The 23,036-nt window shown below is 59.1% G+C and carries 37 protein-coding genes; 36 read left to right on the top strand and 1 reads right to left on the bottom strand.

The annotated features are described in order from the left end of the window. Positions 1 to 151: 151 nt before the first annotated feature. Positions 152 to 727: an N-acetylmuramoyl-L-alanine amidase family protein gene (locus U8U01_RS05580; protein ID WP_322172395.1), complete on the bottom strand. Its 576-nt coding sequence runs from the start codon at positions 725 to 727 to the stop codon at positions 152 to 154. Positions 728 to 897: 170 nt separating this feature from the next. Between U8U01_RS05580 and U8U01_RS05575 the strand changes: the two genes are divergently transcribed. From U8U01_RS05575 to rplQ, 36 genes are all read left to right on the top strand, one after another. Continuing rightward, positions 898 to 2,934, top strand: coding sequence for an ABC transporter permease family protein (locus tag U8U01_RS05575; protein ID WP_322172393.1), 2,037 nt, complete (start codon positions 898 to 900; stop codon positions 2,932 to 2,934). A 122-nt stretch (positions 2,935 to 3,056) separates the two neighbouring features. Beyond that, positions 3,057 to 3,884 (top strand): glutamate 5-kinase, encoded by an 828-nt coding sequence (gene proB, locus U8U01_RS05570; RefSeq protein ID WP_322172391.1) that lies wholly within the window; start codon positions 3,057 to 3,059, stop codon positions 3,882 to 3,884. Positions 3,885 to 3,944: 60 nt separating this feature from the next. Continuing rightward, positions 3,945 to 5,192 carry a glutamate-5-semialdehyde dehydrogenase gene (locus tag U8U01_RS05565; protein ID WP_322172390.1) on the top strand — a complete coding sequence of 416 codons (1,248 nt, stop codon included), beginning with the start codon at positions 3,945 to 3,947 and terminating at the stop codon, positions 5,190 to 5,192. 56 nt (positions 5,193 to 5,248) lie between these two features. Next, on the top strand, positions 5,249 to 6,046 hold the full coding sequence (gene proC, locus U8U01_RS05560; protein WP_322172389.1) for a pyrroline-5-carboxylate reductase: 798 nt from the start codon (positions 5,249 to 5,251) through the stop codon (positions 6,044 to 6,046). 624 nt (positions 6,047 to 6,670) lie between these two features. Further along, on the top strand, positions 6,671 to 6,982 hold the full coding sequence (gene rpsJ / locus U8U01_RS05555) for a 30S ribosomal protein S10 (RefSeq protein WP_322172387.1): 312 nt from the start codon (positions 6,671 to 6,673) through the stop codon (positions 6,980 to 6,982). Between the two features lie 120 nt (positions 6,983 to 7,102). Continuing rightward, on the top strand, positions 7,103 to 7,735 hold the full coding sequence (gene rplC, locus U8U01_RS05550; protein WP_322172385.1) for a 50S ribosomal protein L3: 633 nt from the start codon (positions 7,103 to 7,105) through the stop codon (positions 7,733 to 7,735). Positions 7,736 to 7,752: 17 nt separating this feature from the next. Beyond that, entirely contained in the window at positions 7,753 to 8,376 is a 624-nt protein-coding gene (gene rplD, locus U8U01_RS05545) for a 50S ribosomal protein L4 (RefSeq protein WP_322172383.1), read from the top strand. Beyond that, a complete protein-coding gene (rplW, locus tag U8U01_RS05540; RefSeq protein ID WP_367575601.1) occupies positions 8,376 to 8,666 on the top strand; it encodes a 50S ribosomal protein L23 in 291 nt (96 codons plus the stop codon). The genes rplD and rplW overlap by 1 nt, the downstream gene beginning before the upstream one ends. A gap of 38 nt (positions 8,667 to 8,704) precedes the next feature. Then, positions 8,705 to 9,538, top strand: coding sequence for a 50S ribosomal protein L2 (gene rplB, locus U8U01_RS05535; protein WP_322172381.1), 834 nt, complete (start codon positions 8,705 to 8,707; stop codon positions 9,536 to 9,538). Positions 9,539 to 9,563: 25 nt separating this feature from the next. Next, a complete protein-coding gene (gene rpsS / locus U8U01_RS05530) occupies positions 9,564 to 9,836 on the top strand; it encodes a 30S ribosomal protein S19 (RefSeq protein ID WP_066537756.1) in 273 nt (90 codons plus the stop codon). A 20-nt stretch (positions 9,837 to 9,856) separates the two neighbouring features. After that, on the top strand, positions 9,857 to 10,192 hold the full coding sequence (gene rplV, locus U8U01_RS05525; protein ID WP_322172379.1) for a 50S ribosomal protein L22: 336 nt from the start codon (positions 9,857 to 9,859) through the stop codon (positions 10,190 to 10,192). A gap of 18 nt (positions 10,193 to 10,210) precedes the next feature. Then, positions 10,211 to 10,975, top strand: coding sequence for a 30S ribosomal protein S3 (rpsC, locus tag U8U01_RS05520; protein ID WP_322172378.1), 765 nt, complete (start codon positions 10,211 to 10,213; stop codon positions 10,973 to 10,975). Then, the gene (rplP, locus tag U8U01_RS05515) at positions 10,976 to 11,398 is read left to right on the top strand and encodes a 50S ribosomal protein L16 (RefSeq protein WP_322172376.1); all 423 of its coding nucleotides are present in this window, start codon (positions 10,976 to 10,978) and stop codon (positions 11,396 to 11,398) included. Further along, entirely contained in the window at positions 11,395 to 11,598 is a 204-nt protein-coding gene (rpmC, locus tag U8U01_RS05510; RefSeq protein WP_322172374.1) for a 50S ribosomal protein L29, read from the top strand. The genes rplP and rpmC overlap by 4 nt, the downstream gene beginning before the upstream one ends. 20 nt (positions 11,599 to 11,618) lie before the next feature. After that, entirely contained in the window at positions 11,619 to 11,882 is a 264-nt protein-coding gene (rpsQ, locus tag U8U01_RS05505) for a 30S ribosomal protein S17 (RefSeq protein WP_322172372.1), read from the top strand. A 40-nt stretch (positions 11,883 to 11,922) separates the two neighbouring features. Beyond that, complete coding sequence (rplN, locus tag U8U01_RS05500; protein WP_322172370.1) at positions 11,923 to 12,291, top strand: 50S ribosomal protein L14; 369 nt, start codon at positions 11,923 to 11,925, stop codon at positions 12,289 to 12,291. Positions 12,292 to 12,307: 16 nt separating this feature from the next. After that, a complete protein-coding gene (gene rplX / locus U8U01_RS05495) occupies positions 12,308 to 12,628 on the top strand; it encodes a 50S ribosomal protein L24 (RefSeq protein WP_322172368.1) in 321 nt (106 codons plus the stop codon). 18 nt (positions 12,629 to 12,646) lie between these two features. After that, on the top strand, positions 12,647 to 13,189 hold the full coding sequence (gene rplE, locus U8U01_RS05490) for a 50S ribosomal protein L5 (protein ID WP_322172366.1): 543 nt from the start codon (positions 12,647 to 12,649) through the stop codon (positions 13,187 to 13,189). A 15-nt stretch (positions 13,190 to 13,204) separates the two neighbouring features. Then, a complete protein-coding gene (locus U8U01_RS05485; protein WP_322172364.1) occupies positions 13,205 to 13,390 on the top strand; it encodes a type Z 30S ribosomal protein S14 in 186 nt (61 codons plus the stop codon). Positions 13,391 to 13,411: 21 nt separating this feature from the next. After that, positions 13,412 to 13,810 (top strand): 30S ribosomal protein S8, encoded by a 399-nt coding sequence (gene rpsH / locus U8U01_RS05480; protein WP_322172361.1) that lies wholly within the window; start codon positions 13,412 to 13,414, stop codon positions 13,808 to 13,810. A 128-nt stretch (positions 13,811 to 13,938) separates the two neighbouring features. After that, positions 13,939 to 14,487 carry a 50S ribosomal protein L6 gene (gene rplF, locus U8U01_RS05475; RefSeq protein ID WP_322172360.1) on the top strand — a complete coding sequence of 183 codons (549 nt, stop codon included), beginning with the start codon at positions 13,939 to 13,941 and terminating at the stop codon, positions 14,485 to 14,487. 82 nt (positions 14,488 to 14,569) lie between these two features. Continuing rightward, positions 14,570 to 14,929: a 50S ribosomal protein L18 gene (gene rplR, locus U8U01_RS05470; protein WP_322172358.1), complete on the top strand. Its 360-nt coding sequence runs from the start codon at positions 14,570 to 14,572 to the stop codon at positions 14,927 to 14,929. Positions 14,930 to 14,985: 56 nt separating this feature from the next. Beyond that, positions 14,986 to 15,453: a 30S ribosomal protein S5 gene (gene rpsE, locus U8U01_RS05465; RefSeq protein WP_322172397.1), complete on the top strand. Its 468-nt coding sequence runs from the start codon at positions 14,986 to 14,988 to the stop codon at positions 15,451 to 15,453. A 14-nt stretch (positions 15,454 to 15,467) separates the two neighbouring features. Continuing rightward, the gene (gene rpmD, locus U8U01_RS05460; protein WP_322172356.1) at positions 15,468 to 15,635 is read left to right on the top strand and encodes a 50S ribosomal protein L30; all 168 of its coding nucleotides are present in this window, start codon (positions 15,468 to 15,470) and stop codon (positions 15,633 to 15,635) included. Positions 15,636 to 15,659: 24 nt separating this feature from the next. Continuing rightward, positions 15,660 to 16,100 (top strand): 50S ribosomal protein L15, encoded by a 441-nt coding sequence (rplO, locus tag U8U01_RS05455; RefSeq protein ID WP_322172354.1) that lies wholly within the window; start codon positions 15,660 to 15,662, stop codon positions 16,098 to 16,100. A 1-nt stretch (position 16,101) separates the two neighbouring features. Continuing rightward, the gene (secY, locus tag U8U01_RS05450; protein WP_322172352.1) at positions 16,102 to 17,415 is read left to right on the top strand and encodes a preprotein translocase subunit SecY; all 1,314 of its coding nucleotides are present in this window, start codon (positions 16,102 to 16,104) and stop codon (positions 17,413 to 17,415) included. 77 nt (positions 17,416 to 17,492) lie between these two features. Further along, the gene (locus U8U01_RS05445; protein ID WP_322172350.1) at positions 17,493 to 18,131 is read left to right on the top strand and encodes an adenylate kinase; all 639 of its coding nucleotides are present in this window, start codon (positions 17,493 to 17,495) and stop codon (positions 18,129 to 18,131) included. Next, a complete protein-coding gene (map, locus tag U8U01_RS05440; protein ID WP_322172348.1) occupies positions 18,128 to 18,880 on the top strand; it encodes a type I methionyl aminopeptidase in 753 nt (250 codons plus the stop codon). The genes U8U01_RS05445 and map overlap by 4 nt, the downstream gene beginning before the upstream one ends. Positions 18,881 to 18,889: 9 nt before the next feature. Further along, on the top strand, positions 18,890 to 19,141 hold the full coding sequence (locus U8U01_RS05435; RefSeq protein WP_322172347.1) for a KOW domain-containing RNA-binding protein: 252 nt from the start codon (positions 18,890 to 18,892) through the stop codon (positions 19,139 to 19,141). 48 nt (positions 19,142 to 19,189) lie between these two features. Next, positions 19,190 to 19,408 (top strand): translation initiation factor IF-1, encoded by a 219-nt coding sequence (infA, locus tag U8U01_RS05430; protein ID WP_066862280.1) that lies wholly within the window; start codon positions 19,190 to 19,192, stop codon positions 19,406 to 19,408. Positions 19,409 to 19,627: 219 nt separating this feature from the next. Then, on the top strand, positions 19,628 to 19,741 hold the full coding sequence (gene rpmJ, locus U8U01_RS05425; RefSeq protein ID WP_016404088.1) for a 50S ribosomal protein L36: 114 nt from the start codon (positions 19,628 to 19,630) through the stop codon (positions 19,739 to 19,741). Between the two features lie 42 nt (positions 19,742 to 19,783). Next, a complete protein-coding gene (gene rpsM / locus U8U01_RS05420; RefSeq protein ID WP_066537806.1) occupies positions 19,784 to 20,152 on the top strand; it encodes a 30S ribosomal protein S13 in 369 nt (122 codons plus the stop codon). Between the two features lie 15 nt (positions 20,153 to 20,167). Further along, positions 20,168 to 20,566, top strand: coding sequence for a 30S ribosomal protein S11 (gene rpsK / locus U8U01_RS05415; RefSeq protein ID WP_322172345.1), 399 nt, complete (start codon positions 20,168 to 20,170; stop codon positions 20,564 to 20,566). Between the two features lie 28 nt (positions 20,567 to 20,594). Beyond that, the gene (gene rpsD / locus U8U01_RS05410) at positions 20,595 to 21,221 is read left to right on the top strand and encodes a 30S ribosomal protein S4 (protein WP_322172343.1); all 627 of its coding nucleotides are present in this window, start codon (positions 20,595 to 20,597) and stop codon (positions 21,219 to 21,221) included. Positions 21,222 to 21,402: 181 nt separating this feature from the next. Continuing rightward, positions 21,403 to 22,356 (top strand): DNA-directed RNA polymerase subunit alpha, encoded by a 954-nt coding sequence (locus U8U01_RS05405; RefSeq protein WP_322172341.1) that lies wholly within the window; start codon positions 21,403 to 21,405, stop codon positions 22,354 to 22,356. 30 nt (positions 22,357 to 22,386) lie between these two features. Next, positions 22,387 to 22,728 carry a 50S ribosomal protein L17 gene (gene rplQ, locus U8U01_RS05400; RefSeq protein ID WP_322172339.1) on the top strand — a complete coding sequence of 114 codons (342 nt, stop codon included), beginning with the start codon at positions 22,387 to 22,389 and terminating at the stop codon, positions 22,726 to 22,728. Positions 22,729 to 23,036: the final 308 nt, after the last annotated feature.

Genomic DNA, 23,036 nt, shown 5'->3' with positions numbered 1-23,036 from the left:
TGCAGGGGAAGGCGGATGTGTTCCAGGTGACGGGGCTGAAAAGCCAGGCCATGTTTTGGGCTATGAACTGAGATTGCTTACAAGTTTTTCGTCACTCCCAATATAAAACAGGAGGGCCGCGGGGATGAACGCGGCCCTCTTGTTTTTTGCCCTATGGCTGGCGGGGGAACCCAAAGTAGCTGAGCAGCCCGTAGTAGATGCCTTGGGCGAACCATTGCTGGCCGTCCCGCAGCTTTTGGGCGTCGGCGGGGTTGGTCAGGTAGGCCAGCTCCACCAGTACGGCGGGCATGGCGGTGCGCCGCAGCACATACAGCGAGGGGTTGACCCGCACGCCGTTGTCCCGGGTGCCGGCCTGCTCGACCACGCTGTTTAGGATGTGCTGGCCCAGCCAGTAGGACTGGGTGCCTGCCTGGTACACGTACACCTCGCTGCCGTTGATGGCCGGGTTGGCGTTGGCATTGCAGTGGATGCTGATGAAATAGTTGGCAGGCCAGGAATTGGCCATGTTGACCCGGGCTTGCAGGCTGGTGGCATTGCTGGTGCCCAGGGAATCGGTGGGGGAGTTGCGGGAGAGGCGGGCGGTAAAACGGGGGTCGTCGTTGAGCATTTGGGCCAGCATGACCCCCACATGGTAGGTGATGTCCTGTTCCCGAAGGCCGTTCCCCTCCGCGCCGGCGTTGACGCCCTGGGGGTTATGGCCCTGATCGATAAAGATACGGATTGGCATGGGCGTGGCTCCTTTCCTGAATGGTGTGCCCTCTTTATCAGGATATGCAGGGGGCGCGGCGAGGTGAGGGGGCGGCTATGGGGGGCTTGTGTATCGGGAATGGTTGACATTGTATGGCTATAAGCGTTATACTATAAGACAAAACCATGCAATACCAGGAGTGATGTGCGATGTTCCGAATCAGTATCAAGCACCTGGCGCGTACGCCGGGGAAAGCCCTGTTATTCTTGCTGTTGTTGGCCGGGGCCACCATGCTGCTGGTGTTTGGCGCCGTGCTGCTGGTGCAGACGGACCAGCAACTGGACGCGGTGGAGGAGCAGTTTACCACCATCGCCACCGTAGAGCAGCAGCCGGTGGAGATACGGCAGGAAAGCGCCTATAACGAGTGCTTACAAAACCACCAGAGCGACTACTATGTGTATGACGGCCTGGTGGATGTAAGCGCCCTGGACTTTGCAGGCGCCGGTTACATACAGCCCCCGGAGAACCGGCCCTATTATGTGACGAAGATCGGGACGGTTTCTGCCCACACCCAATTTGAGGCCAGGGTGATCCATGTGGCGGAGTTTACCCCCTTGGAGGACGGCGACGGCACCGGGCCGGTGGAATGCCGGGTGACCCAGGTGCTTTACAGCGACGCGTACTGCCTGCTGGCAAACGTGTATACCCCCACGTTACTGGTGGGCAGGAAGATTGACGTGTGCCAGCACTTCTCCCGGAAACCGGTGCCCTTGAAGGCCGGGGCCCGGTATATGGCCACGCTGATTTACCGCGGCGACCAGTTTGTGGCGTACCAGATGCCCTTTACCTCCCAGTACGGGGAGGGGGCCCGGCCGTACGCGGCGGACGGGGCGGTGCCTGTTTCGCTGAATATGTGGGAGGAGGACGGGCGGCTGGTGTGCCGGTCGCCTTACCAGCCCTATGTGCCTTCCCTTAGCGAGAGCCCGGTGATCGGGCTGGAGGAGGTGACGGAGGCGTTCTACCGCCAGGGCGGCTTGGGCCGCTGGTCGGCCTGGGCCAGCGCGGTCAAGCGCAAGGAGGAGGCCTTGTTCTACACCCTGCCCACCAATTCCCTGGCCCTGCTGCCTGCCTTCCACAACAGGAAGATGTATGTTTCGGAGGGCCGGGCCATCAGCCAGGAGGAATTTGACAGCGGGGCCAGGGTGGTGATGCTGCCTGAGGATTTCGCCGGCCGGCGGGGTATTTTTCTGGGGGATACGATCAGCCTGTCTTTCCACTGCGCTTTATACGGGTACACCACCAACTTGCAGACCGTCGCGGACAGCGGGAACTATACCACCACCAGCTTTCAGAACCGGTTCAGCATCCTTGACGCCCAGGGGGAGATTTACGAGCCTTTTTGGGAGGAAACGTATGAGGTGGTGGGGCTGTATGCGTCTACCAACCCGGAACTGCCCTATGCGGGGGTGTCGGAGCTCTCCTGGGACACCATGATCATCCCCCAACGGTCGGTGGGGGCCTCGGACCGGGAGAACATCGCCTATAGGGCCCCGATGAACGCCAACACGGCCTCCTTCCAGATACCCAATGGGAAGATAGAAGAGTTTGACCGGGCCCTGCGCCAGGCTGTGCCGGAAATGGCCAGCCTGGTGGTGGCGTATAACGACAACGGCTATACGGAAGTGACCGGCAGCCTGGGTAGGATCTGGAGCCGGGCGCTGACCCTGTTTTTGGTGGGGGTGTGCGGCTCGGTGGCGGTGGTGCTGCTGTTGCTGTACTTTTTTGTGGTGAAGGAGAAAAAGCGTACCGCCATCGAGCGGGGAATGGGCATGAGCAAAGGCCAGTGCAGGACGTCCATTTTGGCCGGAGTTATGGTGCTGGCGGTGCTGGGCACGGCATTGGGCAGCGCAGGCAGCGCGCTGGCACTGCACGGGCAGGCCCTTTTGGCCCGACCGGCCGCTGCCACTGTAGAGGGCGGCGAGTTGGGCGTTTACGGGGAAAAAGAAACGCAGCGGGAGGCGCCGGTTGTCTACAAGGGGTTTGACGTGCGCTACAGCCCTTGGGCGGAAGGGCTCTCTCAGGAAGAGGATATCCGGCTGGACGAGGCCGACGGGCTGGTGCGGCTGGGGATCTACTTTGCCGCGCCGGGGGCGCTGCTGATGCTGATTGGATGCCTGGCGGCTATGCTGGTAAACCGCAGCCTGGGGGAGGAACCGCTGGGGATGCTCAGCGGCAAAGAGGAATAGGGTAGCGCTTTTTGGCTTTGCCAATTTACTTTGGCAAAACTTTTTGCGCCCGTTGTCTTGCTTTTTGGCCCGGAGTATGGTATAAACATAGGAAAGGCTATCACAAGACGGGGAGGGACCGTATGGAACGCACGCAACGCATGGTGATCAAGGTGGGGACCTCTACCCTGACCCATGACTCCGGCAGGTTGGACCTGCAAAGCATGGAGCGCCTGGCCCGGACCCTGACGGGCCTGCACAACCGGGGGCATGAAGTGATCTTGGTTTCTTCGGGGGCCATTGCCGTGGGGACGGCCCGCCTGGGCCTGGCCCAGCGCCCCCAGGAACTGCGGATGAAACAGGCTGCTGCCGCGGTGGGGCAATGCCAGATTATGCACCTATATGACAAGTTTTTTGGGGAGTACGGGCAGGCGGTGGCCCAGATCTTGCTGACCGGGGAGGATGTGGCCGACCCCCAGCGGGCGGCGCACCTGCGGGGGACTTTCTCGGCGCTACTGGGCATGGGGGTCATCCCGGTGGTGAACGAAAACGACTCGGTTTCCTCGGCGGAGATCGAAACAGGGGACCATAAGGTGCTGGGGGACAACGATACCCTTTCGGCCATTGTGGCCGGGCTGTGCGGGGCGGGGCTGCTGGTGCTGCTCAGCGACATAGACGGCCTGTATGACCGGGACCCCCACACCTGCAAGGACGCGCGGCTGCTGGACCGGGTAGAGGCGCTGACCCCGGAGATTTGGGAGATGGCCGGCGGCGCCGGTACTTGGCGGGGCACAGGTGGCATGGCGACCAAGCTTTCCGCCGCGCAGGTGGCCATGCAGGCGGGGGTGGAGATGGTGATCACCAACGGTGCCCGGATGGAGGACCTGTACGCGGTTGTGGCCGGGGAGGCCATTGGCACCCGGTTTGCAGGCCGCCCCGGCCCAATGGCTGAGATGGGGGCAGAGGGATAAAAAGCGGGCGGCCCGGCCATAGGGCGCCGCCGGTAACGGCTTAAAAAAGGAGGCACACCGATGACCATATTAGAACAGCAAGGGGCCGCCGCAAAGGAGGCCAGCCGTACCCTGGCTGTAGCCGGGACGGCCCAGAAAAACGCGGCGCTGGAGGCGATTGCCGCTACGTTGCTGGCCGGGCAGGAAGAATGGCTGGCAGCCAACCGGGAGGACGTGGCAGCGGCCCAGGCAGAGGGTATGCGCCCGGCGCTGCTGGACAGGCTGTCCCTGGACAGGGGGCGCATGGAGGGGATTGCGGAAGGGGTGCGCCAGGTGGCGGCGCTGCCGGATCCCATCGGCCGGGCGGACAGGACCGAGCGCCGGCCGAACGGGCTGGTGATCAGCCGGAGGCGGGTGCCGCTGGGGGTGATCGCCATTATTTTTGAGGCCCGCCCAAACGTGGCAGTGGACGCGGCGGCCCTTTGCCTGAAGGCGGGGAATGCCTGCATTTTGCGGGGCGGCAAGGAGGCGATCCGCTCGAACCGGGTGGCGGTGGCGCTGATGCGCCGGGCCCTGCGGGAGGCCGGGCTGCCGGAGGACTGTGTTTCGCTGGTACAGGACACCAGCCGGGACAGCGCCCAGGCCCTGATGCACCTGGACGGGTATGTGGATGTGCTGATCCCCCGGGGCGGTGCGGGGCTGATACGGGCGGTGAGCCGGGAGGCCAGCGTGCCGGTGATCCGCACCGGGGAGGGGGTGTGCCATATCTATATTGATAAGGACGCGGATTTGGATATGGGCGCGGAGATCTTGTACAATGCCAAATGCTCCCGGCCCTCGGTGTGCAACGCGGCGGAGTGCGTGCTCATCCACGAAAAGGTAGCAGCGGCGTTCCTGCAAAAAGCGGCGCCTTTGTTGGAAAGGCACCAGGTGGAACTGCGCTGTGACGGGAAGGCCCTGCCACTGGCCGGCAGCCGGGCGGTGCCTGCCAGCGAAGCGGACTGGTACGCGGAGTATGGGGACTATATCCTGGCTGTGCGGGTGGTGGAAGATGTGGAGGAGGCCATTGCCTTTATTGCCCGCCATGGTTCCGGCCACTCGGAGAGTATTGTGACAGCCAACTATTTTACGGCCCAGCACTTTCTGGCAGCGGTGGATGCGGCGGCGGTCTATGTGAATGCCTCTACCCGCTTTACGGACGGGGGAGAGTTTGGGCTGGGGGCGGAGATCGGCATTTCCACCCAGAAGATGCACGCCAGGGGGCCGATGGGGCTGGAAGAGTTGACATCCTACAAATATGTGGTGTATGGGGAGGGGCAAGTGCGGTAGGCGGCGCTATGGCTGCTATTACATTAATATATTATAGGAAAGGGGACAGGTACACAATGGGTGGCACCAACGCAAACACGGCAAACGGGGGGATCGGCTTTATTGGTACGGGGAACATGGGGGCGGCCCTGGCCAGGGCGGTGCGCAGGCAACTGCCCCAGGCAAGGCTGGTTTTGGCCAACCGTACCCCCGGAAAGGCAGAGGCTTTGGCAAAGGAGTTGGGCTGCCAGACAGGGGGCAATGCCCAGGCGGCGGCCTGCGAGATGGCCTTTTTGGGGGTAAAGCCGGGGCAGGTAGGGCCCCTGCTGGAAAGCCTTGGCCCTGTGCTGGAAGAAAAGCGCCCCTTGCTGGTATCTATGGCGGCGGGGGTGACGCTGGCGGAGCTGGAGGCTTTTTCGGCCGGGACGCCTGCGGTGCGGATTATGCCCAACACGCCGGTGGCCATTGGCCGGGGCATTACCCTGTACACCTTTGGCAAAGGGGTGGCAGAGGCGCAGAAAAAGGCCTTTTTGGAGAGTATGGGGGCAACCGGCAGCCTGATAGAGATAGAAGAGGGCCTGATGGGCGCAGGGGGGAAGGTGGCAGGTTGCGGCCCGGCCTTTGTGGACCTGTTTATGGAGGCGCTGGCCGATGGCGGTGTGGCCTGTGGCCTGCCCAGGGCCTTGGCCCTGCGGCTGGCAGAGGAAATGACTGCCGGTGCGGCTATGCTGGCCCTGGAGAGCGGCGCCCACCCGGGGGAATTGAAGGATCAGGTCTGTTCGCCGGAGGGGAGCACCATACAGGGGGTGCGGGCCCTGGAAAAGGCCGGTTTGCGCAGCGCGGTGCTGGAGGCGGTGATTGCGGCCGGGGGATGAGGGGTATTTTCGGCGGCCGGGCTCTTTCGAGGCAAGCCTTGCGGGTGCTGATGCCTTGCCTGCCGGCCCCCTGCGCCGCCCACGAGGGGGCGGCATGGGCGAAACGCTATCTACATTATATAGGTGCAGGCGGTTTATGGGGCGGTTTGAAAAAATTCAAAAAGTTTTTACAAACCCCTTGCAAAATACAAGGTCTTGTGGTAATATACACTAGTACGACTGCTAAAGGGCTAAGGCCCTTGAAAAATCCTGGCTTTTTGGAGGAACCCAAGCCATTAGCCTGCCGTGTAGGCGGTGGCGGGGGGACTGGGGGCCGGGTCCGGTGGGAAACCCTGCCGGGGCGTTGAAGCGGGAGGTTGCGGCCAGGCTGGCCGGTTTTTCCGTGGAGTATGTCCGATTTAAAACCGGGCGAAACGATCTAAGCGGCAGGAACCGCCGGGCCCTCCCGGCAGGCCGGTATGTCTGTTTGGAGAAAAAGCTGAGTTTCGGCTCTGTCCCCGGTGTCCGTCACGCTATGTTGCGTGTGCGGATCGCCGGTTTTTCTATGCGGCCGGTGGAAACACCCGGAGCAGTGTTGAAAAAAGCGAACGCGCCCAATGAACCACTTAGGAGGCGGTAATTAAGATGGCAGTCAAGGAAAAGATCAGGATCAGGCTCAAAGGGTACGACCACCAGTTGGTGGACCAGTCGTCAGAGAAGATCGTGGCCACAGCCAAGCGCACAGGCGCTAGGGTGTCCGGCCCGGTGCCCCTGCCGACGGAAAAGCAGATCATCACCATCCTGCGCGCGGTCCACAAGTACAAGGACAGCCGGGAGCAGTTTGAGCTGCGTACCCACAAGAGGCTGATCGACATCCTCAGGCCCAGCAACAAGACCGTGGAGGCCTTGATGGGCTTGGAGCTCCCCGCCGGCGTTGAGATTGAGATCAAACTCTAAATCCCAACCAACCGACAGCGGAGGGTCATGTCGATAGGCGGTCCCGCTTATCGACCAATAACCTGACGGGGCGCGCCTTACAAAAGGTGAGCGGCCCCAGGAGTAGAAAGGAAAAAGACAATGAAAAAAGGGATCATCGGAAAGAAGATCGGTATGACGCAGATCTTCGACGACAAGGGAAAGGTCATCCCCGTTACGGTCATTGAGGCAGGCCCCTGTGTGGTCGTGCAGAAAAAGACCGTGGAAAATGATGGCTACGACGCTGTGCAGATCGGCTTTGGCGACCAGAAACCCCAGCGGGTGAACAAGCCCATGACCGGGCACTTCAAAAAGGGCGATGTGGCCCCCAAGAAGACCCTGCGGGAGTTGCGGCTGGAGGACACCAGCGCCCTTTCGGTAGGCGACCTGATTAAGGCCGACCTGTTTGAGAGCGGCGAGCGGGTGGACGTGACCGGCCAGAGCAAGGGCAAGGGCTACCAGGGCGTTATCAAGCGCTGGAACTTCCACCGGCTGAAGGAAACCCACGGCAGCGGCCCTGTGGCCCGCCACGGCGGTTCCAACGGCGCGTGCTCGTCCCCCTCCCGGGTGTGGAAGGGGCTGAAAATGGCCGGGCATCTGGGCGCGGAAACCGTTACGGTGCAGAACCTGACGGTGGCAAAGGTGGACGCCGAGAACAACCTGATCGCCATTAAAGGCGCCATACCCGGCCCCAACGGCGGCGTGGTCATTGTACGCGACAGCGTGAAAGCGTAAGGGGAGGAGGAAGAAGAATGGCTGAAGTAGCAGTGTTGAATATGCAGGGCCAGGAGGTTGGCCGGCAGCAGTTGGCCGATACGGTGTTTGGCATCGAGCCCAATGTCCCTGTAATGAACGATATGGTCAAGAATTATCTGGCCAACCAGCGCCAGGGCACCCAGTCTGCGCTGACCCGCAGCGAGGTTTCCGGCGGCGGGCGCAAGCCGTGGCGGCAGAAGGGCACTGGCCGTGCCCGCCAGGGCAGTACCCGGGCCCCCCAGTGGACCCACGGCGGCATCGTGTTTGCCCCCAAGCCCAGGGAGTACCGTTATTCCCTTAACAAAAAGGTGAGAAGGCTGGCAATGAAGTCCGCCCTCTCCTCTAAGGTGCAGGACGGCGAGATGGTGGTTATTGACAAGATCACCTGCGAAGGGTTCAAGACCAAGACCATCGCCGCTATGCTGAAGGCGATTGGCAGCGAGAAGAAGGCGCTGATTGTGCTGGACAGCGTGGACGAGAAGATCATTAAAAGCGCGGCCAACATCCCCGGCGTGAAAACCGCCCAGGTGAACACCCTGAATGTGTACGACATCCTGGGTGCAGACAAGTTCATCGTGGTGCAGGGGGCCGTGGAGAAAATCGAGGAGGTGTACGCATAATGGACGCCCATGACATCATCATCCGCCCTATTATTACTGAAAAGACCATGGACGGCAATGCCCAGAAGAAATACACCTTCGAGGTGGAGAAAGCCGCCACCAAGATCGAAGTGAAACAGGCTGTGGAGGCTGCCTTCGGCGTGAAGGTCAGCAAGGTGAACACCCTCCACGTGCGGGGCAGGCTGCGCCGCCAGGGCCGTTACCAGGGCTACACCAAAAGCTGGAAAAAGGCTGTGGTCACCCTGACCGAGGACAGCAAGACCATCGAGTTCTTCGAGAGCATGGTCTAAGGCCTGGCACTTTTATCATAGGAGAGTGAACAAAAGAGATGGCAATCAAGAATTTTAAGCCCACTACGGCGGCCAGGCGCAATATGTCCGTCACGGACTATACGGGCCTTTCCAAAACCGGCCCGGAAAAGAGCCTGCTGGCCCCCCTTTCCAATAAATCCGGCCGCAACAGCTATGGCCGGATCACCGTCCGCCACCGGGGCGGCGGCAACCGCAAGAAGTACCGTATCATCGACTTTAAGCGCCAGAAGCACGATATGCCCGCCACCGTGCTGACCCTGGAGTATGACCCCAACCGTTCGGCGTTCATCGCCCTGTGCGAGTATGAGGACGGGGAAAAGCGCTATATCATCGCCCCCCACGGCATTAAGGTTGGGGATAAGGTGGTTTCCGGCGCCGAGGCAGATATCAAGCCCGGCAACGCCCTGCCCCTGAAGAACATCCCCACCGGTACCTTCATCCACAATGTGGAACTGTACCCCGGCAAGGGCGCCCAGTTGGCCCGGTCTGCGGGGATGATGGCCCAGTTGATGGCCAAAGAGAACGGCATGGCCCTGTTGCGCCTGCCCAGCGGCGAGCTGCGCAATGTGCCGGACAACTGCATGGCGTCTATTGGCCAGGTGAGCAATATTGACCACGAGAACGTGAAGATAGGCAAGGCCGGCCGGAAACGCCACATGGGCTGGCGGCCCACCGTGCGCGGCTCGGTTATGAACCCCAACGACCACCCCCACGGCGGCGGCGAGGGCAAGAGCCCTGTGGGCCGCCCCGGCCCTGTTACCCCCTGGGGCAAACCGGCGCTGGGTTACAAGACCCGCAAGCACCATAAGAGCAGCGACAAGTTTATTGTACGCCGCCGCAATGGCAAGTAAGCACGGGAAAGGAGCATAAAGGAACATGAGCAGAAGTCTGAAAAAAGGACCTTTTGTACAGCCCGTGCTGCTGAAAAGGATCCAGGCTATGAATGAGGCCGGGGAGAAGAAGATTGTTAAGACCTGGAGCAGGGCCTCCATGATCTTCCCGGACTTTGTAGGGCACACCATTGCGGTGCATGACGGCCGCAAGCACGTGCCGGTGTATGTGACCGAGGATATGGTAGGCCACAAGCTGGGCGAGTTTGCCCCCACCAGGACCTTTAAGGGCCACACCGGCTCTAAGACCGGTAAGTAAGAGAAAGGAGAGTGCATGAAATGGAAGCGAAAGCAACGCTGAACTACACCCGCATCTCTCCCCGCAAGGTGGGCCTGGTGCTGGACCTCATCCGCAACAAGCCGGTTGACCTGGCGGCGGCTATTCTGGCGAACACCCCCAAGGCCGCCTGCGAGGACCTTCAGAAGCTCTTGCAGTCCGCTGTTTCCAACGCGGAGAACAACCACCAGATGGACAAGAGCAGCCTGTATGTGGCAAAGTGCTTTGTGACCCCTGGGCCCATCCTGAAACGGATACGCCCCAAGGACCACGGCCGGGCCCACAGGATCTTGAAGCGCACCAGCCACATCACCATCGTGGTGGCGGAAAAAGAGTAAGCGGATAGGAGGAAAATTATGGGTCAGAAAGTCAATCCCCACGGCCTTCGCGTGGGCGTAATAAAAGACTGGGATTCCCGCTGGTTCGCCAAGGACAATGTGTTTGGCGACACCCTGGTGGAGGACTACAACCTCCGCAAAACGCTGAAAAAGCAGCTTTACTCCGCAGGTATCCCGAAAATTGAGATTGAGCGCGACGCCTCTAAGGTGCGCATCCACATCCACTGCGCCAAGCCGGGCATGGTCATCGGCAAGGGCGGCACGGAGATAGAAAAGCTGCGCCAGCAGTGTGAGAAAATGCTGGGCAAGCCTGTGGTTATCAACATTGTGGAGGTACGCCAGCCGGATATGAACGCCCAACTGGTAGCAGAGAACATCGCCTCCCAGTTGGAGCGGCGCATTTCCTTCCGCCGGGCCATGAAGGGCTGCATCGGCCGCAGTATGCGCCTGGGCGCCAAGGGTATTAAGACCAAAGTGTCCGGCCGTTTGGGCGGGGCGGAGATCGCCCGCAGCGAAGAGTACCATGACGGGACCATCCCGCTGCAGACCCTGCGTGCAGACATTGACTACGGCTTTGCCGAGGCTGCCACCACCTATGGGCGCATTGGCGTTAAGGTGTGGCTGTATAAGGGCGAGGTGCTGAACGACAACCGCGACAGCCGCGGTGAGCGCGCGCCCCGTGGCGACCGGCCTGACCGGCCCCGCCGCGACCGGGACGACCGCGGGCCCAGAAGGGACCGGGGCGACCGCAGAGGAAACAACAGGGAAGGGGGGCGCAGGTAAATGCTGATGCCCAAGCGCGTGAAATATCGCAGAGTGCAGAGAGGGCGCATGAAGGGCAAGGCCATGCGCGGCAACAAAGTAACCTATGGCGATTACGGCCTGCAGGCCCTGGAGCCGGCCTGGATCACCTCGAACCAAATAGAGGCGGCCCGTGTTGCCATGACCCGTTACTGCAAGCGTTTTGGTAAGGTCTGGATCAAGATCTTCCCCGATAAGCCCGTGACCCAAAAGCCTGCCGAAACCCGCATGGGCTCTGGTAAAGGCTCGCCCGAATACTGGGTAGCGGTAGTGAAACCCGGCAGGGTAATGTTTGAGCTGGGCGGCGTGCCTGAGGCTACGGCCAAGGAGGCCCTGCGGCTGGCCGCGGCCAAGCTCCCCATCAAGTGCAAATTTGTACAGAAAGAAACGGAGGCGCAGTCATGAAAGCTCAGGAAATTAGAGAATTGACGGCCGACGAGCTGAACAGCAAGCTTTCCGACCTGAAGGCGGAGCTATTCAACCTGCGTTTCCAGCTCGCTATCAATCAGCTCGATAACCCCATGCGTATCCCGGCAGTGAAAAAAGACATCGCCCGCGTCAAAACGGTCATCCGTGAGAACGAGCTACACGCCGGCAACGCCTAAGGGAAGGGAGGATACTACAAATGGCGAGTGAGAGAACCAGTATGAGGAAAACCGCGGTGGGCCGCGTTGTCAGCAATAAAATGGACAAAACCGTAGTGGTGGCCATCCAGGACAGCGTAAAGCACCCCATGTACGGTAAGATCATCAAGCGCACCGTGAAACGCAAAGCCCATGACGCTGAGAACCAGTGCAATGTGGGCGACCGCGTGCGCATTATGGAAACCCGCCCCATTTCCAAGGACAAGAGATGGCGGCTGGTGGAGATTATTGAAAAGGCGAAGTAAAAGGCACACGGCTTAGCCTGTAAAAAAGGAGGAACACACTGTGATTCAACAGCAGTCTTACCTCAAGGTTGCCGACAATACCGGCGCGAAGGAGCTGATGTGCATTCGCGTTTTGGGCGGCACCGGCAGGAGGTATGCCAATATAGGCGACGTGGTGGTGGCTTCCGTAAAGAAGGCCGCTCCCGGCGGCGTGGTGAAAAAAGGCGAAGTGGTCAAGGCGGTCATCGTCCGTTCTGCCTCCGGCGTACGCCGGGACGACGGCACCTACATCCGCTTTGACGAGAATGCGGCCGTCATCATCCGCGAGGACAAAAACCCCAAGGGGACCCGCATCTTCGGGCCAGTAGCCCGCGAGCTGCGCGACAAAGAGTATCTGAAGATCCTGTCGCTGGCCCCTGAAGTGCTTTGATGGAGGTTGAGCGAATATGAACAGCAAAGTACACGTAAAGACCGGCGACACCGTTATGATCATCAGCGGGCGCGACCGGGGCAAAAAGGGCAAGGTCATGCAGGTAAGCCCTAAAGAGGGCAAGGTTATTGTAGAAAACGCCAACTTTGTGCAAAAGCATATTAAGCCCCGCAGGATGGGCGAGCCCGGCGGTATCATCAAGGCCGAAAGCGCCATTTACGCCTGCAAGGTCCAGATCGTTTGCCCCCGCTGCGGCAAGCCCACCCGTGTGGGCCATAAGGTCCTGCAGGACGGCACCAAAGAGCGCATTTGCAGAAAATGCGGCGAGTCGCTGTAAGGGAGGAAGGACGAAACTATGGCAGCAAGACTGAAAGAGATATATAACGCTGAGGTAGCCCCCCAGTTGATGAAGAAGTTCGGCTATAAGTCCGTCATGCAGATCCCCAAGCTGGACAAGATTGTTATAAATGTAGGCGCGGGCGAGGCCAAGGACAACGCCAAGGCCATTGACGCCATCTCCGGCGACCTGATGAAGATCACCGGCCAGAAACCGGTGGTGTGCCGTGCCAAGAAGAGCGTGGCCAACTTTAAGCTGCGCGAGGGTATGCCCATCGGCGTAAAAGTGACCCTGCGGGGCGAGCGGATGTATGAGTTTTTGGACCGCCTGTTCAACGCGGCCCTGCCCCGTGTCCGCGACTTCAGGGGCATCAACCCCAACTCCTTCGACGGGCGGGGCAACTACTCCATGGGTATCCGTGAGCAGTTGATCTTCCCGGAGATCGATTACGATAAGGTTGACAAGGTGCGGGGCATGGACATCTGCTTTGTAACCACCGCGCATACGGACGAAGAGGCCCGGGAGTTCCTGACACTTATGGGCGCACCGTTTACAAGATAAAGGGAGGGAAATATTGTGGCAAAGACATCCATGAAGATCAAGCAGAAAAGGCCCGCGAAGTTTTCCACCCGCCAGTATAACCGCTGCAAGATCTGCGGCAGGCCCCACGCTTACCTTCGCAAGTTCGGCATTTGCCGTATTTGTTTCCGCGAGCTGGCCTATAAGGGCGAGATACCCGGCGTGAAAAAGGCAAGCTGGTAATAAGACAAGGAGGAAAGACGCATGCAAGTTACCGATACCATCGCGGACCTCTTGACGCGCATCCGCAACGCGCAGGCCGCTAAGCATGATACCGTGGAAGTGCCCGCCAGCAACATGAAAAAGGCCATCTGCCAGATTTTGGTAGACGAGGGCTATGTGCGGCATTACTCTGTAAAAGAGGACGGCAAGCAGGGGATGATTACCATTACCCTGAAGTACGCCGAGGGCAGGACACCGGTCATCAAGGGGCTCAAGCGGGTTTCCAAGCCCGGCCTGCGGATCTACTCCGGCGCCCAGGAGCTGCCCAAGGTCATGAAGGGCCTGGGTGTGGCCATTGTGTCCACTTCTAAGGGCATTATGACCGACCGGGCTGCCCGCCAGCAGAACATTGGCGGCGAGGTGCTGGCTTTTATCTGGTAAAACCGGTGAGGGCCGCCGGGCCCCTGTGCAGTAGCGAGAAGGGGGATCCGGCGCAAGGCAAATTTTTGCCAAAGTGATTAGAAGAGCGCAAAGCTCACAAAAATTTATAGAAAGGGGTGCGCGACGAAATGTCGAGAATTGGAAGAAAACCCATAAATATTCCCGCGGGCGTCGAAGTGAAGATCGACGGCAGCGAAGTGACCGTGAAGGGCCCCAAGGGGACCCTGACCCAGGCTTTTAGCCCCAGGATGACCATTAGCCAGGAGGGCACGGAGATTTTGGTGACCCGGCCGGACGACCAGAAGGAGAACCGCTCTCTGCACGGCCTGACCCGTACGCTGGTACACAACATGGTGACGGGCGTGACCGAGGGCTTTAAAAAGACCCTGGAGGTACAGGGCGTTGGCTACCGTGTACAGAAACAGGGGAAACAGTTGGTGATGAACCTGGGCTATTCCCACCAGGTGATTGTGGAGGAAACCGAGGATATCCAGATTGAGGCCCCCAATGCCAACACCATCATTATCTCTGGTATTGATAAGCAGAAGGTTGGCCAGTTTGCCGCAGAAGTGCGGGAGAAACGGCCGCCGGAGCCTTACAAGGGCAAGGGCATCCGCTATGAGGGCGAGTATGTGCGCCATAAGGAAGGCAAGGCCGGTAAGGGCGCTAAGGGCTAATTAGCCAGCAAAACCAGCAAACAGTCCTGACCTTAGAATATTTTAACGTATTGAGCGTTGAATGAAAGAAGGTACACAATTTATGGTAAATAAACCGGATACCAACAAGGCGCGGCTGCGCCGGCACAAGAGAGTCCGGGGGAAGATTTCGGGCACGGCCGCGCGTCCGCGGCTGAACGTGTTCCGTTCCTCTTCCCACATCTACGCCCAGGTGATCGACGACGTAGCGGGCACCACCCTGTGCGCCGCCTCCACCGTGGAAAAGGGCTTTGAGGGCCCCGGCGGCAACAAGGAAGCCGCACGCAAGGTCGGCAAGCTGATTGCCGAGAGGGCGGCCCAAAAGGGCATTGCCAACGTGGTGTTTGACCGCGGGGGCTATATCTTCCACGGCCGTGTGAAAGAACTGGCCGAAGGCGCCCGCGAGGGCGGCCTCAACTTCTAAGCGAGGAGGAATTAAGTTTGGCTAGTGAAAGAAATTTTGACCCCAACGGCGTTGAAATGGCCGAGCGCGTGGTTGCCATCAACCGCGTATCCAAAACCGTGAAGGGCGGCCGGGTGATGAAATTCTCCGCCCTGGTTGTGGTAGGCGACGGTAACGGCACCGTGGGCTTTGGTATCGGCAAGGCCGCCGAGGTGCCGGACGCCATCCGCAAGGGCATTGAGGACGCCAAGAAGAACCTGTACCATGTGGCCCTGCGGGGCAGCACCATCCCCCACGAGATTGTGGGCGAGTTCGGCGCCGGCAAGGTCATCCTGAAACCCGCCGCCCCCGGTACCGGCGTTATCGCCGGCGGCCCGGTGCGTGCCGTGGTGGAGAGCGCCGGTATCAAGGACATCCGTACCAAGGCCCTGCGTTCCAACAACCCCTGCAACGTGGTGCGGGCGACTTTGGCCGGCCTGACCCAACTGCGTACCGCCGAAGAGGTGGCCGCTATCCGGGGCAAGCAGGTCAAGGAAATTCTGTAAGGGAGGGCTTTGAGATGAAAGTTACACTGATCAAGAGCCTGATCGGCAGCAAGAAGGACCAGATTGCCACGGCCCATGCCCTGGGCTTGTTTAAGGTGGGGGATTCCTCCCAGCAGCCTGACAACCCCCAGACCCAGGGTAAGGTGAAAAAGATCGGACACCTGGTTCAGGTCAGCGAATAACCAAAGAAGAGGAGGTGCGTGAAGATGAAACTCAACCAGCTTAGGGCTGTGCCCGGCGCTACCCAGGAGGCCAAGCGCATCGGCCGGGGCCATGGCTCTGGCAATGGCAAGACCGCGGGCAAGGGCCATAAGGGCCAGAAAGCCAGGGCGGGCCACGGGATGCGTCCCGGCTTTGAAGGCGGCCAGATGCCTTTGCAGCGGCGTATTCCCAAGAGGGGCTTTAACAATATCTTCGCCAAAGAGGTCGTTTCCGTCAATGTAGGCAGCTTGAACCGTTTTGAGGATGGCGCCGAGGTAACCGTGCAGGCGCTGTTGGACGCCGGTGTGCTGAAGAAGAGCGGCGACGCCCTGAAGATCCTTTCCGGCGGCGAACTGACCAAGAAACTGACGGTTAAGGCAGACGCTTTTTCCGAAGCGGCTAAAGCCAAAATAGAGGCCGCAGGCGGGAAAGCCGAGGTGGTCTGACGTGCTGAACACGATCAAGAACGCCTGGCGCATCCCGGACCTGCGCAAAAAGATGCTGTACACCCTGCTGATTATTGTGGTGTTCCGGTTTGGCTCGGTGATCCCGGTGCCTTTCCTGGATGCCTCGGCCCTCTCTAACCTGATGGCCGCAGCGGGCGAAAATACGGCGCTGGGGTATATCAATATGCTGACCGGCGGCGCTTTTTCGTACGCATCCCTGTTTGCTATGGGCATTACGCCCTATATCAACAGCTCGATCATCATGCAGTTGTTGACTATTGCCATACCGGCGCTGGAGCGCCTCTCCAAAGAAGGGGAGAGCGGCCGCAAGAAGATTGCCACCATTACCCGTTATGTTACGGTAGCTTTGGGGCTTATACAGGGCATTGCTTACTACTTCTACCTGCGGTCTAACGCGGGTATTGTGAAGATAACCGACGGGTTTGCCGGGGTTTTTGTGGGCATTGTGATTGTGCTGACCTTTACCGCCGGCACGGCCCTGATCATGTGGATGGGCGAGCAGATCAACGAAAAGGGTATCGGCAACGGTATTTCCATGATCCTGTTCGCGGGCATTGTGGCCCGGTTGCCCGTTACCTTTGGGGGTGTGTGGCAGTATTTCCAGTTGGGGCTTACCAGCCCCTCTACCAGCGGGCAGTACCTGGTGCTGGCCCCGCTGTTCATCGCGCTGTTCCTGGTGGTCATTTGGGTCATCGTTTTTATGAACGAGGCCGAGCGGCGTATCCCGGTACAGTATGCGAAAAAAGTGGTGGGCCGCAAAATGTACGGCGGGCAGAGCACCTATATGCCCGTGAAGGTGGCCATGAGCGGCGTTATGCCGGTCATCTTTGCCAGCGCCATTTTGAGCATCCCCCAGTTCATCAAGGTGTTCTGGGACCCCACCGAGGGCTTTGGCAAAGCGTTTATGGATGCTTTCTCCAACACAGGCTGGCTGTACACCATCCTGTATTTCCTGCTGATCATCATGTTTGCTTACTTCTATATGTCTGTCCAGTATAACCCGCTGGAAATGGCCAATAACCTCCGCCAGAGCAACGGCACGATCCCTGGCCTGCGCCCGGGCAAACCCACGGCGGAGTTCATTGCCAAAATCCTTTCCAAAGTCACACTGATTGGCGCCCTGTTCCTGGCCTTTGTGGCCCTTATCCCCATTATTTTCACCAATGTTACGGGGATGTACGGGCTCTCCATTGGCGGCACCTCGATCATCATTATCGTAGGCGTTGCCCTGGAAACGGTCAAGCAGTTGGAGTCCCAGATGATGATGCGCCACTACAAGGGCTTTTTGGACTAATGGTAACAGGCGAGGCTGAGCGGGGATCCCCCCGCCGGCAGCCCCCGCCATTATAGAAGAGAGGATGAGATGACGGTATGAAACTGATTCTGTTAGGCGCGCCGGGCGCCGGCAAGGGCACCCAGGCGGAAGTAATCTGCGAGAACAAAAAGATCCCCACCATCTCAACGGGGAACATTCTGCGCGAGGCGCTGAAGAACGGCACGGAGATGGGCCTAAAGGCAAAGGCTTATATGGAAAGCGGCCAACTGGTGCCCGACGAGATCCTCATCGGCATCATTAAAGACCGCATTGTACAGGAGGACTGCCAGAACGGGTTCATCCTGGACGGTTTCCCCAGGACCATCCCCCAGGCCGAGGCTCTGGACAAGATGGGCGCCGGTATTGACGTTGTGCTGGATATTGAAGTGGCCGACGAGGATATCGTAACCCGGATGTCCGGACGCCGTGTCTGCGAAAAGTGCGGCTCCTCTTACCATGTGCTGTATAAGCAGCCCAAGGCAGAGGGTATTTGCAACGCTTGCGGCGGCACCCTCGTTCAGCGTAAGGACGACCACCCGGATACCGTAAAGGAGCGGCTGGCGGTGTACCACACCCAAACCGAGCCGCTGAAGGAATACTACAGCAAGCAGGGCAAGCTGCGGGTTGTGCACGGCCAGGATAAGGTGGAGGACACCACCCGTATGGTGCTGGAGGCGCTGGAGGATTTGGCATGATCGTGCTGAAAACCAGCCGGGAGCTTTCCGCCATGCGGAAGGCAGGGGTTATTTCTCAAAAGGCGCTGCGCCTGGCCGGCAGTATGGTTGAGCCCGGCGTATCTACCTGGGAGATCGACAAAGAAGTGCGGCATTATATTGAGAGCGAAGGTGCCGTGCCCAGTTTCCTGGGTTATGAGGGATACCCCGCAAGCACCTGTATTTCGGTAAATGATGTGGTCATCCACGGCATACCCCAAAAGGGCGTTATTTTAAAAAGGGGCGATATTGTCAGCATTGATGTGGGGGCCTGCATAGGCGGCTTTCACGGGGACAATGCCTGGACCTTCCCCTGTGGGGAGATAGCCCCTTCGGCGCAGGCTTTACTGGACGCCACCGAGCAGGCCCTATGGAAAGGCATTGAGCAGGCCCGGCCGGGCAACCGGGTGGGCGACATAGGCCATGCGGTGCAGGAGTATGTCGAAACTCGCAGTTACTCGGTGGTACGGGAATTTTGCGGCCACGGAGTAGGTGCGAAGATGCATGAAGACCCAAGCGTCCCCAATTACGGCAAGCCCGGCAGGGGCGCCCGGTTGGCGGCAGGCATGGTCATTGCCATAGAGCCGATGATCAACCTGGGCCACAGGGAGATTGAAGTGAAACCGGACGGCTGGACGGTTGTGACCAAAGACGGCAGCCTTTCGGCCCACTTTGAGCACACGGTAGCCATCACCCCAAACGGGCCGGTCATTTTGACCTTGCCCGAATAGGAGGCCGGCATGGAGCTAACGCGCGGCCAGGTTGTAAAAAGCAAGGCGGGCAGGGACAAGGGGCGCTTTTTGGCCATAGTGGATCTTGCGCCCCCCTGGGCGCTGGTGTGCGACGGCAAGCAACGGCCCCTGGAGCGGCCTAAGCGCAAAAAGCTGCTCCACTTAGCCCCTACGGCCACTGTGCTGCCAGAAGAGGCCCTTGCCACCAATCGAACGCTACGGGCAGCCCTGGGTGCATTCCCGGGGGAAAGAAAGGCATAGGCGGGTTGGGTTACAAACACCGCCGCCGTATGATACGGAGGTCAATCTATGTCAAAGCAGGACGTAATTGAGGTGCAGGGCGTAGTAAAAGAGGCCCTGCCCAACGCGACGTTTCAGGTCGAGTTGCAAAACGGGCACACGGTGTTGGCCCATATCTCGGGCAAGTTGCGCATGAATTTTATCCGCATCCTGCCCGGTGACAAGGTCACCATGGAGATGTCCCCCTATGACCTGACCAAGGGGCGCATCACCTGGCGCTCGAAATAAAACCCTAGTAAGCTTTTATCCCTTCGGGGGCAGCGGTAAGCTGGACCGGCAGGGGGAAGGCGGCCAGGCGGAAAGGTTCCCGGCGGGGCCTTTTCACAAAAGGCTGGGCGCCGGCGCCCTCTTCCATGTAAAAGTTCTTACAACCTTCCAGAATGAAACCGGCTGCCGGGGGCAAGGAAAAGCCCCCCGCCCCCAGTGAGAAAGGAAAGTGATTGAAGTATGAAGGTACGCCCTTCCGTCAAGAAGATGTGTGAGAAATGTAAGATCATCAAGCGTAAGGGGAAGGTCATGGTCATTTGCGACAACCCCAAGCATAAACAGCGGCAGGGCTAAGGCCGCTGCGCGCAAAACTGAAGAAAGGAATGGTCATATAATATGGCTCGTATTTCCGGTATTGACCTGCCCAGAGATAAGCGCATTGAGATAGCGCTAACCTATATTTACGGCATCGGCCGCAAGACCGCTACCAATATCTGCGCCGCCACCGGGGTTGACCCCGACATCCGCGTGCGGGACCTCTCTGAGGACGACGCGTCCAAACTGCGCGATTATATTGACAAGAACTGCCATGTGGAGGGCGACCTGCGCCGGGACGTGGCCTTTGACATCAAGCGCTTGGTGGAGATTGGCTGCTACCGTGGCGTGCGCCACCGCAAGGGCTTGCCCGTGCGGGGGCAGCGCACCAAAACCAACGCCCGCACCCGCAAAGGCCCCCGCAAGACCATGGCCAACAAGAAGAAGTAAGGAGGGATCACCCAAATGGCACAAAAGACTACCAAAGGTACTGTACGCCGCCGCCGCGAACGGAAGAATATCGAGCGCGGGGCTGCCCATATCCAGTCTACGTTCAACAACACCATCGTTACCATTACCGATACCCAGGGCAATGCCATTTCTTGGGCCAGCTCCGGCGAGCTGGGGTTCCGTGGTTCCCGTAAATCCACCCCTTTTGCTGCCCAGACTGCCGCGGAAACCGCCGCGAAGATTGCCATGGAGCATGGGATGAAGTCGGTAGAGGTATTTGTTAAGGGGCCTGGCGCCGGCCGTGAGGCCGCTATCCGTGCCCTGCAGGCCGCCGGGTTGGACGTGAGCATGATCAAAGACGTGACCCCCATCCCCCACAACGGCTGCCGCCCGCCCAAAAGACGGCGCGTGTAAAAACCCATAACAGGAGGTTACTGATAATATGGCAAGATATACAGAGGCCGTTTGCAAGCTGTGCCGCCGCGAGGGCCAAAAGCTGTTTTTGAAGGGCGAGCGCTGCTATACCGATAAGTGCGCCATTTCCCGCCGTGCCTATGCCCCCGGCCAGCACGGCCAGGGCCGTAAAAAGGCCAGCGAATATGGTATGCAGTTGCGGGCCAAGCAGATGACCCGCCGGTTCTACGGCGTGCTGGAGGGCCAGTTCCACCACTACTATGAGATGGCCACCACCATGCCCGGCAAGGCCGGTGACAACCTGCTGATTTTGCTGGAGCGCAGGCTGGATAACGTGGTGTACCGCTGCGGCTGGGCCAGCTCTCGGGCAGAGGCCCGGCAGTTGGTGGTGCATGGGCACTTTACCGTAAACGGCAAAAAGGTGGATATCCCCTCTTATCTTTGCAAGCCCGGCGAGGTCGTGGCAATCAAGGACAAGAGCCGCCAGAGCGATAAGTTCAAGGCTGTGATCGAGGCCAACTCCGCCAAGCCCACGCCCAAGTGGGTGGATGTGGACGCGGCTAATGCACAGGCTACTATTTCGGCGCTGCCTACCCGCGAGGAGATCGATCTCGAAGTGGATGAAACCCTCATCGTCGAGTTGTACTCCAAGTAAGAGCCTGATGCTGCCGGCTGTGGGCACCCTGTGGGCCACCTTGCTGTGTGGTTATTCCCACCTGCCAGGCTGGGCCGGGCGCCTTGCCCTGCCGGAACCAGGCCATATGACCATGACAAAATCAGCCGGTTATAGAGAATAGGAGCAGCCGTTACGTTGCCTGTGTAGAGGAGGATCGCGGATGATTGAGATAGAAAGACCCAAAATTGAAATTGCGGAAACATTTGAAAACGGCACATATGGGCGGTTTGTGGTAGAGCCACTGGAAAGGGGCTTTGGCACAACCCTGGGCAACTCCCTGCGAAGGGTGCTGCTCTCCAGTCTGCCGGGCGTAGCTGTCAAGTCCATCCGTATTGACGGCGTACTGCACGAATTTTCCACTATCCCGGGGGTAAAGGAGGACGTTACCGAGATCATACTGAACATTAAGGGTATTGTGGCAAGGCTTTATTGCGACGGGCCCAAAACAGTAGAGATTTCGGCGGAGGGGCCCTGCGAGGTCACCGCGGCGTCTATTAAGGGGGACAGCGAGGTTGAAGTGCTGAACCCTGACCTTCACATTGCCACCCTGGGCGATGGGGCTAAGCTTTTTATGGAGCTTACCTTGGATAAGGGAAGGGGCTATGTCTCGAACGAGCGCAACAAGCAGAATATGCCCGAGGGCGTTATCGGTGAAATTGCGGTCGATTCCATTTACACACCTGTACTCAAGGTCAATTTCAACGTGGAGAGCACCCGCGTGGGCCAAAGCATCGACTATGATAAGCTGACCCTGGAGGTTTGGACCAACGGGGTAATCAATGCGCAGGAGGCCGTTTCTCTGGCGGCTAAAGTCCTTACCGACCACCTAAATCTGTTCGTGGATCTGTCCGATAAGGGCAAGTCTACGGAGATCATGGTGGAAAAGGATGAAGGCGGTAAGGAAAAGGTGCTGGAGATGACCATTGAGGAACTGGATCTGTCTGTCCGTTCCTTCAACTGCCTCAAGCGGGCCAACATCAATACCGTGGAGGACCTGATTAACAAGTCTGAGGACGATATGATGAAGGTGCGCAATTTGGGGCGCAAATCCCTGGAAGAGGTCGTGTGGAAACTGGCCTCCCTGGGGTTCAGCCTGCGAAAAGACGACGAATAGCATAAATACCCACAGATAGGAGGGATTATCATGCCGGGAACCAGAAAGCTGGGCCGCAATACAGCCCATCGTACCGCCATGCTGCGCGGTATGGTGACGTTCTTCTTTGAAAACGGTAAAATAGAAACCACTGCCACCCGCGCCAAAGAGGTGCAGGCTCTGGCCGAGAAGATGATTACCATTGCCAAAAACAATGACTTGCACAGCAAGCGCCTGGTGATGAGCTTTGTCACCAAAGAGAGCGCCGCGGCTAAGCTGTTCAATACCATTGCCCCCCAGTATGCCGACCGTAACGGCGGCTATACGCGGGTAACCAAGCTTGGCCCCCGCCGGGGCGATGCCGCCGAAATGGCTATCCTGGAGCTGGTGTAAGTACCCCAGCCTGAACGGGAACATCCCCGCAAAAAAAGCGCGTCCTCCTCTTGGAGGGCGCGCTCTTTCTTTGGTGTGATCTTCCGGGGGTGCCGGCTAATAAGACCTTGGGACTTCGTCCCAAACCCTACCAGGGACTAAGGCCGTCCCTGGACCCGGCCAATGGGCCAACGCTCCATCTCCCTGCCAAAGCCAGCAAGAGCAGTAGAAATTTTTTTCGTTTTTTTATTATATAAAAAACGAAACAACATCCATCTCAAATTCTTCTAATAGCCGATCAAGAAACTAACAGCAAAAAGGAATATTTA

Source organism: Acutalibacter caecimuris, from assembly GCF_034335085.1.
GTDB classification, from domain to species: Bacteria; Bacillota; Clostridia; order Oscillospirales; family Acutalibacteraceae; genus Acutalibacter; species Acutalibacter caecimuris.
This window is presented reverse-complemented; position numbering and strand designations above follow the sequence as displayed.

Coding starts and splice junctions, on each gene's coding strand:
- U8U01_RS05580 (WP_322172395.1), bottom strand. CDS start 727: ATGCCAATCCGTATCTTTATCGATCAGGGCCATAACCCCCAGGGCGTC.
- U8U01_RS05575 (WP_322172393.1), top strand. CDS start 898: ATGTTCCGAATCAGTATCAAGCACCTGGCGCGTACGCCGGGGAAAGCC.
- proB (WP_322172391.1), top strand. CDS start 3,057: ATGGAACGCACGCAACGCATGGTGATCAAGGTGGGGACCTCTACCCTG.
- U8U01_RS05565 (WP_322172390.1), top strand. CDS start 3,945: ATGACCATATTAGAACAGCAAGGGGCCGCCGCAAAGGAGGCCAGCCGT.
- proC (WP_322172389.1), top strand. CDS start 5,249: ATGGGTGGCACCAACGCAAACACGGCAAACGGGGGGATCGGCTTTATT.
- rpsJ (WP_322172387.1), top strand. CDS start 6,671: ATGGCAGTCAAGGAAAAGATCAGGATCAGGCTCAAAGGGTACGACCAC.
- rplC (WP_322172385.1), top strand. CDS start 7,103: ATGAAAAAAGGGATCATCGGAAAGAAGATCGGTATGACGCAGATCTTC.
- rplD (WP_322172383.1), top strand. CDS start 7,753: ATGGCTGAAGTAGCAGTGTTGAATATGCAGGGCCAGGAGGTTGGCCGG.
- rplW (WP_367575601.1), top strand. CDS start 8,376: ATGGACGCCCATGACATCATCATCCGCCCTATTATTACTGAAAAGACC.
- rplB (WP_322172381.1), top strand. CDS start 8,705: ATGGCAATCAAGAATTTTAAGCCCACTACGGCGGCCAGGCGCAATATG.
- rpsS (WP_066537756.1), top strand. CDS start 9,564: ATGAGCAGAAGTCTGAAAAAAGGACCTTTTGTACAGCCCGTGCTGCTG.
- rplV (WP_322172379.1), top strand. CDS start 9,857: ATGGAAGCGAAAGCAACGCTGAACTACACCCGCATCTCTCCCCGCAAG.
- rpsC (WP_322172378.1), top strand. CDS start 10,211: ATGGGTCAGAAAGTCAATCCCCACGGCCTTCGCGTGGGCGTAATAAAA.
- rplP (WP_322172376.1), top strand. CDS start 10,976: ATGCTGATGCCCAAGCGCGTGAAATATCGCAGAGTGCAGAGAGGGCGC.
- rpmC (WP_322172374.1), top strand. CDS start 11,395: ATGAAAGCTCAGGAAATTAGAGAATTGACGGCCGACGAGCTGAACAGC.
- rpsQ (WP_322172372.1), top strand. CDS start 11,619: ATGGCGAGTGAGAGAACCAGTATGAGGAAAACCGCGGTGGGCCGCGTT.
- rplX (WP_322172368.1), top strand. CDS start 12,308: ATGAACAGCAAAGTACACGTAAAGACCGGCGACACCGTTATGATCATC.
- rplE (WP_322172366.1), top strand. CDS start 12,647: ATGGCAGCAAGACTGAAAGAGATATATAACGCTGAGGTAGCCCCCCAG.
- rpsH (WP_322172361.1), top strand. CDS start 13,412: ATGCAAGTTACCGATACCATCGCGGACCTCTTGACGCGCATCCGCAAC.
- rplF (WP_322172360.1), top strand. CDS start 13,939: ATGTCGAGAATTGGAAGAAAACCCATAAATATTCCCGCGGGCGTCGAA.
- rplR (WP_322172358.1), top strand. CDS start 14,570: ATGGTAAATAAACCGGATACCAACAAGGCGCGGCTGCGCCGGCACAAG.
- rpsE (WP_322172397.1), top strand. CDS start 14,986: ATGGCCGAGCGCGTGGTTGCCATCAACCGCGTATCCAAAACCGTGAAG.
- rpmD (WP_322172356.1), top strand. CDS start 15,468: ATGAAAGTTACACTGATCAAGAGCCTGATCGGCAGCAAGAAGGACCAG.
- rplO (WP_322172354.1), top strand. CDS start 15,660: ATGAAACTCAACCAGCTTAGGGCTGTGCCCGGCGCTACCCAGGAGGCC.
- U8U01_RS05445 (WP_322172350.1), top strand. CDS start 17,493: ATGAAACTGATTCTGTTAGGCGCGCCGGGCGCCGGCAAGGGCACCCAG.
- map (WP_322172348.1), top strand. CDS start 18,128: ATGATCGTGCTGAAAACCAGCCGGGAGCTTTCCGCCATGCGGAAGGCA.
- U8U01_RS05435 (WP_322172347.1), top strand. CDS start 18,890: ATGGAGCTAACGCGCGGCCAGGTTGTAAAAAGCAAGGCGGGCAGGGAC.
- infA (WP_066862280.1), top strand. CDS start 19,190: ATGTCAAAGCAGGACGTAATTGAGGTGCAGGGCGTAGTAAAAGAGGCC.
- rpmJ (WP_016404088.1), top strand. CDS start 19,628: ATGAAGGTACGCCCTTCCGTCAAGAAGATGTGTGAGAAATGTAAGATC.
- rpsM (WP_066537806.1), top strand. CDS start 19,784: ATGGCTCGTATTTCCGGTATTGACCTGCCCAGAGATAAGCGCATTGAG.
- rpsK (WP_322172345.1), top strand. CDS start 20,168: ATGGCACAAAAGACTACCAAAGGTACTGTACGCCGCCGCCGCGAACGG.
- rpsD (WP_322172343.1), top strand. CDS start 20,595: ATGGCAAGATATACAGAGGCCGTTTGCAAGCTGTGCCGCCGCGAGGGC.
- U8U01_RS05405 (WP_322172341.1), top strand. CDS start 21,403: ATGATTGAGATAGAAAGACCCAAAATTGAAATTGCGGAAACATTTGAA.
- rplQ (WP_322172339.1), top strand. CDS start 22,387: ATGCCGGGAACCAGAAAGCTGGGCCGCAATACAGCCCATCGTACCGCC.